Origin of the sequence: Myxococcus sp. AM009, from assembly GCF_013372605.1 — a bacterium.
Classification (GTDB): domain Bacteria; phylum Myxococcota; class Myxococcia; order Myxococcales; family Myxococcaceae; genus Myxococcus; species Myxococcus vastator.
This window is the reverse complement of record NZ_JABXEP010000115.1, coordinates 18094-27386: the sequence shown is the minus strand read 5'-3', so window position 1 is coordinate 27386 and position 9293 is coordinate 18094. Positions and strand designations below refer to the sequence as shown.

Here is a 9293-nt window from a genome sequence, read left to right as displayed (position 1 = left end):
CTGCCCACCTCATCCCCGCCATCATCCCCACATGCGCCCCGCGACGGGTTGGCTTGCGAGCCACCCTCGCCCACGCTACATGCGCGACTCATGCAGCCCTCCGCCCGGACCGAAACCTCCATGAGTCACGACAGCGAGATCTCCTCCATTGACGACGCCATCCGTGACATCCAGGAGGGCAAGTTCGTCATCGTCGCCGACGACGAGGACCGTGAGAACGAGGGCGACCTCATCATGGCCGCGGAGAAGGTGACGCCCGAGCACCTGGCCTTCATGGTGCGCCACACCAGTGGCATCGTCTGCATGCCCATGCTGGCGGAGCGGCTGGACGCGCTCCACCTCCCGCAGATGGTGTCGGACAACACCGAATCCCACCGCACCGCCTTCACCGTCTCCGTGGACTACCGCCACGGCACCCACACGGGCGTGTCCGCGGCGGACCGCGCGAAGACCATCCGCGCCCTGGTGGACCCCACCAGCAAGGCCGACGACTTCCTGCGCCCCGGGCACATCTTCCCGCTCCGCTACCGCGAGGGCGGCGTCCTCCGCCGGGCCGGCCACACCGAGGCCACCGTGGACCTGTCCCGCCTCGCCGGCCTGTCCGCCTCCGGCATCCTCTGCGAGCTGGTGAAGGACGACGGCACGATGATGCGGATGCCGGACCTCAAGCGCTTCGCCCGCGAGCACAAGCTGTCGCTCATCACCATCGCGGACCTCATCGAGTACCGCCGCCGCAAGGACCGGCTGGTGCGCCGCGAGCCCGGCCAGCAGACCGTCAACACCCGCTACGGCGAGTTCACCGCCCTCACCTATTCGTGGCTGCCCGACGGCGTGAAGTCCCTCGTCCTGGTGAAGGGCGACCCGGCGTCGCGGCCCAGCGCCCTGGTGCGCCTGCACGCCGCCTGCGCCCTGGGTGACGTGTTCGGCTCCCCGTCGTGCAACTGCAACGTGCTGCTGGACCAGGCGCTGGCGCGCATCGCCCGCGAGGGCTCCGGCGTGCTGGTGTACCTGCCCGGCATGCACGGGGATGACTTCGGCATCCACCACAAGCGCAACACCGACGGCAGCACCGGCCCCACGCGCGGCCCCCAGGACTCGCGCGACCTGGGCATGGGCTGCCAGATCCTCACCGACCTGGGCATCCGCACGCTCCAGGTGATGACCAACTCGGACTTCACCTACCGCGGGCTCGCGGGCTTCGGGCTCACCATCGACAAGCGCGTCCCGCTCCAGCCGGACTGACGCGCCCCTCGCCGGGCGGGCCAGGGCCGGAGTTCAGCCCAGGTCCGCCAGCGCGCCCTTCACCGCGTCCAGCGTCGCGGGCAGCTCCACCGGCGGGTTGGCGAGCTGGCTCGTCACCTCCGCCAGCGCGCCGCGGTGGTAGCCCACCTTGAAGTCGGCGAACTTCAGACCGTGCGCGGTGGACACCACCGCCACGCGCGCGCCCCGGGCAATCACGCCCCGCGCCACCAGCTTCTCCAGCGCCGCCAGCGCCACGCCCGTGTGCGGACAGGTGAAGGTCCCCTCTCGGTCCGCGCGCGCGGCGGCGTTGGCCAGCTCGGACTCGCTGGCGTCCTCCACCACGCCGTCGAAGGCCTTGAGCACCTTCACCGCGCGCTTGAAGGACACCGGGTTGCCAATCTGGATGGCCGACGCCAGCGTGGGCTCGGCCCGCAGCGGCACCAGCTCCTGGAAGCCGCCCCGGAACGAGCGCGCCAGCGGGTTGGCCTTCTGCGCCTGCGCCACGGCGATGCGCGGCCGGCGGGTGATGAGCCCCAGCGACAGCATCAGCTCGAAGCCCTTGCCCAGGGCGCTGGCGTTGCCCAGGTTGCCGCCCGGAATCACCACCCAGTCCGGCGGCTCCCAGCCCAGGTCCTGGCAGAGCTCCACTGCGACCATCTTCTGGCCCTCGATGCGCAGCGAGTTCATCGAGTTGGCCAGGTACAGCCCCGTGTCCGCCGTCACCGCCTGCACCAGCTTCATGCAGCCATCGAAGTCCGTGTCCAGCGACAGCACCCGCGCCCCATTGGCGATGGGCTGCACGAGCTGCGCGAGCGACACCTTGTCGCGGGGCAGGAACACCACCGCCGGAATCCCCGCCGCCGCGCAGTAGGCGGAGAGCGCCGCGGACGTGTCGCCCGTGGAGGCACACGCCACCGCGCGCAGCGGAACGCCCCGGGCGCGCATGTGCTTCACCGCGGAGACGAGGACCGTCATCCCCCAGTCCTTGAAGCTGCCCGTGGGCGAGACGCCGCACTCCTTCAAGTCCAGCGCGGCCAGCCCTAGCGCCGCCGCCATGCGCGGCAGCGGCTTGAGCGGCACGCGGCCCTCGCCGAGCGAGACGATGTCCTCCGTGGGCAGCTGTGGATACGCCCACTCCCGCTTGCCCCACACGCCCGAGCCGTCCGGCAGGCGCGCGGAGCCGAAGCGTGTCTCGAAGCGGCGCTTCCACTCCGCCGCGGACACCGTGCCCAGGGCCTTCACGTCGTGCGCGACCTCCAGCAGGCCACCGCAGCGCGGGCACCGGTACACCACGTCCATCAGCGAGGCGCGGAAGTCACAGCCCTCACTGCACGCGTACTCCGCGCGGAACGCCGAAGCCGCCCCCTCGCTCATGCCTCCTCCAGTGCCCGCGTGCCACACTCCGGGCAGCTCTTCCCGAGCCGCACGCGGGTATGGCACGACACGCACGCGCGCCAGCCGTCATCGTCGGCAGGGGACTTTCCAGGCGCCGCGGCCACCGGGGGCTTCGCCCGAGGCAGCCGCATGCCGCAGTGGTCGCAGAGCAGCCCCGCCGCCTGGGTGTTGCGGCAGTAACGGCAGACGACGGCGCCCAGCGGCGCGGCGGTGCGCACACCGTCGTCCGGGGCACGGCCGGTGTCCAGCTCGGGCATGGGAATCACCGGAACGGCCCCCATGTCCCTGGCGCGGGTCAGTTGCAGGTCGGGGACCACCTGCGCCGGCAAATCTGGCCCGGAACGGAGCCGCGTCACGTCCAGGTCGGGCAACACGGCCGCGTCCACTGGCGCGCGGCCTCCGGCATGCGGTGTCACTTCCAGCTCCGGCAGCGTCGCGATGGGCGCGGGCTCCGCCACGGCCGCGGGGAACCGCTTGCCGCAGACGTCGCACTCCGTCCCTTCGGGCTGAACGTGGTCACAGAGCGGACAAATAATCATGATGTGCGAACGTTAGCGGGCCGCCGCCGACATGGCGAGCAAGCGGACACCCAGCCTGTCTCCCGCCTCGCTGGGTCAGGAGCCACCCGAGCCCAGGACGTCACCCCTGCGACAGGGGCTGCCCTGTCATGGGCACGAAGCGAACCGGCAGCAGGGACTCCACCTGGGGCACCTCTCCGGGCCGGAGGGCGCGCTGGATGCGCAGCAGCTGCTGGGTGCCTCCCTGGGGCCCCACCGGAATGAGCATGCGCCCGCCCGGCTTGAGCTGCGAAAGGAGCTGAAGCGGAACGTCTGGCGGCGCCGCGGCGGCGAGGATGGCATCGAAGGGCGCCTGCTCCGGCCAGCCCAGTGAGCCGTCTCCCTCCCGGAACGAGACGTTTTCAAAGCCCTGCCGCTCCAGCACCTCCCGCGCCGACCGGGCCAGCTCCGGGACGATTTCGACGGTGTAGACGGCGCGGCACAACAGGGACAGGAGCGCCGTCTGGTAGCCCGAGCCGGTGCCGACTTCGAGCACGCGCTCGTCCCCCTGGAGCTGGAGCGCCTCCGTCATCAGCGCCACGACGTAGGGCTGGCTGATGGTCTGCCCATGGCCGATGGGCAGCGGCACGTCCGCGCGGGCCTCTTCGCGCAGGTCCTCCGGCACGAAGTCGGCGCGGTTCAGCCGGGAGATGGCATCCAGGACCCGCGAGTCCTGGATGCCATGCCGCGACAGGTAGTCGGCCCTTCCCCAATCACCCATGCCCCTAGCCTAGCCATGACAGGCGCCCTAACCCACCCGTGCGAGCGCGAGCCGCCCTTCCCAGCGTTCCTCGAGCGCCTTCACGAGGCCCTGGTTCTCCTTCGCCTTCATGTCCGGGTCCTTCTCCAGGATGCGCCGGGCCTCGGACTGCGCCATGGAGAGCAGGTCTCCGTCCCGCGCCAGGTTGGCCACCGCCAGCTCGGGCAGGCCACTCTGGCGCGTGCCCAGGAATTCCCCCGGGCCTCGAATCTCCAGGTCCTTCTCCGCGATGACGAAGCCGTCGCTGCTCTGCTCCATCACCGTCAGGCGCTCGGCGGACTCCCAGGAGCGCGCGCTTCCGGCCACCAGGTGGCAGAAGCTCGCCGCCGCGCCGCGCCCCACCCGGCCCCGGAGCTGGTGAAGCTGTGACAGGCCGAAGCGCTCGGCGGACTCCACCACCATGACGGAGGCGTTGGGCACGTCCACGCCCACCTCCACCACCGTCGTGCAGACGAGCAGGTCCAGGCGCTTCTCGCGGAAGTCCTCCATGACGGAGTCCTTCTCCTCCGCCTTCATCCGCCCGTGCAGCAGGCCCACCTTCGCGTCGGGGAACACCTTCCGGAGCTTCTCCACGCCGCGCGTGGCGTCCTCCAGGTCCAGCTTCTCCGACTCCTCCACCAGCGGGTACACGACGTAGGCCTGGTGCCCCTTGACCAACTGCGCGCCCACGGACTCGTAGACGAGCGCGCGCTGCTTGTCGTTGAACACCCGCGTTTGAATGGGCGTGCGGCCCGGCGGGAGCTGGTCGATGACGGACAGGTCCAGGTCGCCGTACAGCGTCATGGCCAGCGTGCGAGGAATGGGCGTGGCCGTCATCACCAGCACATCCGGCTTGGGGCCCTTGCTCATCAGCGTGTGGCGCTGGAGCACGCCGAAGCGGTGCTGTTCGTCGATGACGGCCAGGCCCAGGCGTTCAAAGGAGACGTCGGCCTGGAGCAGCGCGTGCGTGCCCACCGCCAGCTGGATTTCGCCTCGGGCCACGGCCTCACGCGCCTGGCGCTTGGCCTTCGCCGTGCCCGCCGCGCTCACCAGGCCCACGCGGTAGCCCAGCGGCTCCATCACCTTGCGGAAGTTGCGCTCGTGCTGCTCGGCGAGGATCTCCGTGGGCGCCATGACGGCCACCTGGTAGCCGGCCTGCAACGCGATGAGGGCGGAGACCATGGCCACCGCCGTCTTGCCGCTGCCCACGTCTCCCTGGACCAGCCGGTTCATCGGCTCCGGGCGCGCCATGTCCCAGCAGAGCTCCTCCACCACCCGCGCCTGCGCGCCGGTGAGCTGGAACGGCAGCGCGTCGCGCGCCTTGGCCAGCCGGGGCTCGGACACGTCGAAGGAGATGCCGACCTCCGCCTTCACGCCCTGCCGCTTGAGCGCCATGCCCAGTTGGAGGAAGAACAGCTCGTCGAACGCGAGCCGCCGGTGCGCGGGGCTCTGGTGCGCGTCGAGCGCCTCCAGGTCCGCGTCCCCGGGCGGAAAGTGGATGAAGCGCAGCGCGTCCGGAAGGCCCATCAAGTCCAGGCGGCGGCGCAGGTCCGCGGGAAGCGGGTCCTCCAGTTCGTGCGCGTACTGCTCGCCGACGCGGGAGGTCAGCTCGCGGAAGGAGCGCTGCTCGCCGCGCTCGAAGCCCGGGTACACGGGGACGATGCGGTTGAAGTGGACCGACGTCGTGGAGTCCAGGTCCTCCGCCGGCTCTATCTCCGGATGGGCCATCTCCCGGCCCGTCATGGTGGCGCGGACCTCGCCGGAGAGGACGAGGCGCGTGCCCACGGTGAACCGGCTCTTCAGCCAGGGGCCCGCGTTGAAGTACGTGGCGGCGATGCTGCCCGAGCGGTCCCCCACGACGGCGCGGAACATGCGCCGGCCCTGGCGGCCCGCGACGAAGTCCGCCACCTTGACGATGCCCACCGTGACGCCCCGCTCACCGGGCTCCAGCTCCGCGATGGTGCGCAACCGGCGGCGGTCCTCGTAGCAGCGCGGCAGCATGAAGAGGATGTCGCCCATGCGGCGCAGCCCCTTCTTGTCGAGCGCCGAGACGAGCCTGGGCCCCAGCCGCTTGCCCAGCGTCTTCAGCGGCGACGACAGCGGCCCGGAGCGCGGCGCGATGGAGAGGAGCTTCGCCTCGGAGCGAGAGGCCTCCGCCGCGACAGCCCGCTTCTTCTTTCGCTGCGCCTTCTCCTTGCGCGTCTTCGCGCCGGGAACCGCCTCCGGCCCCGTGTCGAGCGCGGCCTGCCGGAGTCCCGGCTTCGCCCGAGACGACGGCGCGCCCTGCCGCCCGTCCGAGGGCTGCGGCGCGGCGACGTTCGCCCGCTGCGGCGCCATCCGCGGGGGCCGGGCCGCCAGGAGGTCCGAGTCCATCCCGGCCTGACGTCCCTGCGGCCCATCGGGACTCATGCGCGGCAGGGGCCCCGCACCGCCGCTTCCACGCACAGGGGCCGAGGCTCCCCGCGAAGCCGGTCCTCGAGGCGCCTCCGGCCGCGGGCGCGACGAGGGCAGTGGCTCCGCCGACTTCCAGGGCGGCACATACCCCGGGGGCGTCGTGCCTCCCGAGGTTACCGGAACAGCCTGCGGGGTGAGTGGCCGAGCCGGAACCGCGCCCTCCATCGTCACGCCGTGCAGCTCCGCGGGCAGCTCCACACCGCTGACCTTCAGCCCGGCCACGACGCGCCGGAGCGCGGCCTTGCGGCGCTCGGGCATGGCGTGGTCCACGTCGGGCAGCGCGGCCCTCAAGTGGTCCAGGGCCCGTGCGTCCACGCCGCTGGCCCCGGCGAGCGCGCGCTCCAGCACCGGGCGCAACGACTTCACGGTGGCCAGCATCGCGAAGTCGCGCTGGCACACGTACCGAAGGGGCCCAACAAGGCTGGCGAGCGGGTGGTTCACGCGGGGGGTCCGCCGTACATCCTACGGAACGGGGATGACGTCGCCCACAAAACGAGACCGGGGAAGCGAGCCCTGGCCCGCTCCCCCGGCAACTCACTGCGGCCTCCGAGAATCAGCTCTCGCTCGCCGCGGCCTCTTCCTCGGGCTCCTCGAAGCGGATCTCCTGGATCTCCAGCTCGCGCACGCCGCCGGGGCTCTGCACCGTGGCGACGTCACCCACCTTCTTGCCGATGAGCGCGCGCGCCACCGGCGAGGTGACGGCAATCCACCGCTTCTTCAGGTCGGCCTCGATCTCCCCCACGAGCCGGTAGCTCACCGGCTTGTCGGTTTCGGTATCGAGCAGGTCCACCGTCGCCCCGAAGATGACCTTGTCGCCGCCCAGCTTCGAAGGGTCGATGACCTCCGCGCGAGCAATCCAGTCGTTGAGGGTCAGGATGCGCCCCTCGATGTGCGACTGCTTCTCCTTCGCCGCGTGGTACTCCGCGTTCTCGCGCAGATCGCCATGTGCGCGAGCGACCTCGATCTCGCGCGAGATCTTCCCCCGCTCGACGGACTGGAGGTGCTTCAGCTCCTCCTTCAGCTTGCGCAGTCCGGACGGGGTCATCGGGATGTTGTCGCTCCCGCTGCTCATCGACACAGCTCCTTCCACCACACCCAGGTTCAAGACGATGGAGGGCCGACGCTCCGCTTCCAGAGCCCGGCCCCCGCGACCAGCGTCCAATGTAGGGAACCACTGACAAGTTGGTCAATGAAACCCGTACAGGGAACGGGAGATGGGCTGGGCGCGCGCCCGGTGACCCGCTAGTCTGCCCCCGTGCTGTCCGTCCAGGAATTGCGCGCGCTCGGTGCCGCGCTGCCCTCCAGTACCTTCCAGCGTCAACTGGGGCCTTTCGCACTCATCCAGCGCCCGCCCTCCGAGGCCTCGGCCGCGGTGCTCGCCCCCACGCGCATGGCGGCGCCCTCGGAAATCGAGCAGGGCATGCTGGCCTTGCTGTTCGAATTCGAACACCTGCGCGTCGCCACCCTGCCGCCGCTCGACGCCACCGACCGGCTGCGCATTGGCCGCCGCATGGACTGCGACCTGGTCGTCGACGACGCGTCCGTCTCCAAGATGCACGCGGAGCTGCGGTGGAACGAAGCCGACCAGCGCTGCACCGTGCAGGACCTGGGCTCCACCAACGGCACCTTCCTCAACGCCCGCTCCCTGGGTGGCCGCGAGGCGGTGCTGCGCGACGGCGACATCCTGAGCGTGGGCAACGTGCAGTTCTGGTACCTGCTCACCCGCACCCTGCATGAGCGCCTGCGCGCGGGCGAGGCCACCGGGCTGGGCTCACGCAGCGGCTGAGCCTTCACGCGTCCCCACGCCCACGCTGTTTCCGAACGCGACAGGAGCCCGCATGTCCACACCGCCACGCGACGAGCGCGACTACTTCGAGCGCATCCACCGTCACCGCGCAGGTGCCGCATGGGAAGGTGGCCACGTATGGGGACATCGCCGTCATCGTCGGTGAGGGCTGCGATGCCCGCGTCGTGGGACATGCACTGGGCGCGCTGGGCGCCCGCGCGGACAGCGTGCCCTGGCAACGCATCATCAATCGCACGGGAGGCATCAGCACCTCCGGTTATGGACAGCGCGAGGCCCTGGAGGCGGAGGGCGTCACCTTCGACGAGCGAGACCACGTCCGGATGGCGTCACATCACTGGACTGGGCCCAGCGAGACGTGGGCCCGCGCCCATGGGTTCCAGCCGTTGCCTCCGCGCGAAGTCGTAAAGACACCCGGCGCGCAATTGAATCTGTTCTGAACAGGCGGTCGCCTTCCCGTCTGCTTGCGTCAAGGCACAGACGCGCGAAAGTTCGGACTCCGGCCACGGGGCCGGCGTCCAAACATGCCGCTCGCGCTGCTCCGCTGGGGAGTCTTCATCCTCCTGTGCCTGTTCGCGCCCCAAGCCCTCGCCGGCGACGCAAAGCCCCGGCGAAGTGAGGCGAAAGGGGCGCGGCTCGTGCGTCTCAAGAACGGGCAACTGCTCCACCACGACGCCGCGGACGCGTACCGGCGGATGAAGGCTGAAGCCCGCTCGAAGAACATCTACCTCTGGGTCCGCAGTGGCTACCGCTCCCCCGCGAAGCAACGGCGGCTCTATGAGCGCTACCGCAAGGGCAAGGGGCCCCAGGCGGCGCGGCCCGGGCGCTCCAACCATCAACGGGGCCTCGCGGTGGACCTGGTCATCGGCGGCGTCAAGACGCCGACCTATGACTGGCTCGTGTCGAATGCCTGCCGCTTCGGCTTCAAGCGCACGGTGCGCTCCGAGCCCTGGCATTGGGAGTACCGCCCGCGCAGCACCCGCGAGCCGGCGCCGGGCCGCGACTGCGTGGGCCGGCCCTTGAAGCGCCCGCGGCCCGGGCCTCCTCCCGTGGCGAGCACCGAGAAGAGCTGAGGCGCGCTAGCTCCAACGCGGGGCGTCGT

General features: G+C 70.9%; 8 protein-coding genes and 1 pseudogene. 4 read left to right on the top strand and 5 right to left on the bottom strand.

Annotation, left to right across the window (positions count from 1 at the left end):
- The first annotated feature begins 90 nt into the window (after positions 1–90).
- Positions 91–1242: a 3,4-dihydroxy-2-butanone-4-phosphate synthase gene (gene ribB / locus HV824_RS25050; RefSeq protein ID WP_176415425.1), complete on the top strand. Its 1152-nt coding sequence runs from the start codon at positions 91–93 to the stop codon at positions 1240–1242.
- A gap of 33 nt (positions 1243–1275) precedes the next feature.
- Here ribB and thrC read toward each other — a convergent pair whose 3' ends face one another.
- The 5 genes from thrC to greA form a co-directional block, all read right to left on the bottom strand.
- Positions 1276–2616 carry a threonine synthase gene (gene thrC / locus HV824_RS25045; protein ID WP_176415424.1) on the bottom strand — a complete coding sequence of 447 codons (1341 nt, stop codon included), beginning with the start codon at positions 2614–2616 and terminating at the stop codon, positions 1276–1278.
- Entirely contained in the window at positions 2613–3176 is a 564-nt protein-coding gene (locus HV824_RS25040; protein WP_176415423.1) for a hypothetical protein, read from the bottom strand. The genes thrC and HV824_RS25040 overlap by 4 nt, the downstream gene beginning before the upstream one ends.
- Positions 3177–3276: 100 nt before the next feature.
- Positions 3277–3915, bottom strand: a complete 639-nt coding sequence (locus HV824_RS25035; RefSeq protein ID WP_176424419.1) for a protein-L-isoaspartate(D-aspartate) O-methyltransferase — start codon at positions 3913–3915, stop codon at positions 3277–3279.
- Positions 3916–3942: 27 nt separating this feature from the next.
- Entirely contained in the window at positions 3943–6828 is a 2886-nt protein-coding gene (gene recG, locus HV824_RS25030; protein WP_368738104.1) for an ATP-dependent DNA helicase RecG, read from the bottom strand.
- A 112-nt stretch (positions 6829–6940) separates the two neighbouring features.
- Entirely contained in the window at positions 6941–7459 is a 519-nt protein-coding gene (greA, locus tag HV824_RS25025) for a transcription elongation factor GreA (protein WP_163780877.1), read from the bottom strand.
- Between the two features lie 183 nt (positions 7460–7642).
- Here greA and HV824_RS25020 point away from each other — a divergent pair, with 183 nt between their 5' ends.
- From HV824_RS25020 to HV824_RS25010, 3 genes and pseudogenes are all read left to right on the top strand, one after another.
- Complete coding sequence (locus HV824_RS25020; RefSeq protein WP_163780879.1) at positions 7643–8173, top strand: FHA domain-containing protein; 531 nt, start codon at positions 7643–7645, stop codon at positions 8171–8173.
- 52 nt (positions 8174–8225) lie between these two features.
- Positions 8226–8631, top strand: a pseudogene (locus tag HV824_RS25015) (MGMT family protein).
- A 198-nt stretch (positions 8632–8829) separates the two neighbouring features.
- Entirely contained in the window at positions 8830–9264 is a 435-nt protein-coding gene (locus tag HV824_RS25010) for a D-alanyl-D-alanine carboxypeptidase family protein (RefSeq protein ID WP_368670823.1), read from the top strand.
- Positions 9265–9293 lie beyond the last annotated feature (29 nt).

Excerpts from the sequence above, each read along its gene's own strand:
- HV824_RS25040 (WP_176415423.1), bottom strand. The coding sequence starts at position 3,176 with ATGATTATTTGTCCGCTCTGTGACCACGTTCAGCCCGAAGGGACGGAG.
- thrC (WP_176415424.1), bottom strand. The coding sequence starts at position 2,616 with ATGAGCGAGGGGGCGGCTTCGGCGTTCCGCGCGGAGTACGCGTGCAGT.
- HV824_RS25035 (WP_176424419.1), bottom strand. The coding sequence starts at position 3,915 with ATGGGTGATTGGGGAAGGGCCGACTACCTGTCGCGGCATGGCATCCAG.
- ribB (WP_176415425.1), top strand. The coding sequence starts at position 91 with ATGCAGCCCTCCGCCCGGACCGAAACCTCCATGAGTCACGACAGCGAG.
- greA (WP_163780877.1), bottom strand. The coding sequence starts at position 7,459 with ATGAGCAGCGGGAGCGACAACATCCCGATGACCCCGTCCGGACTGCGC.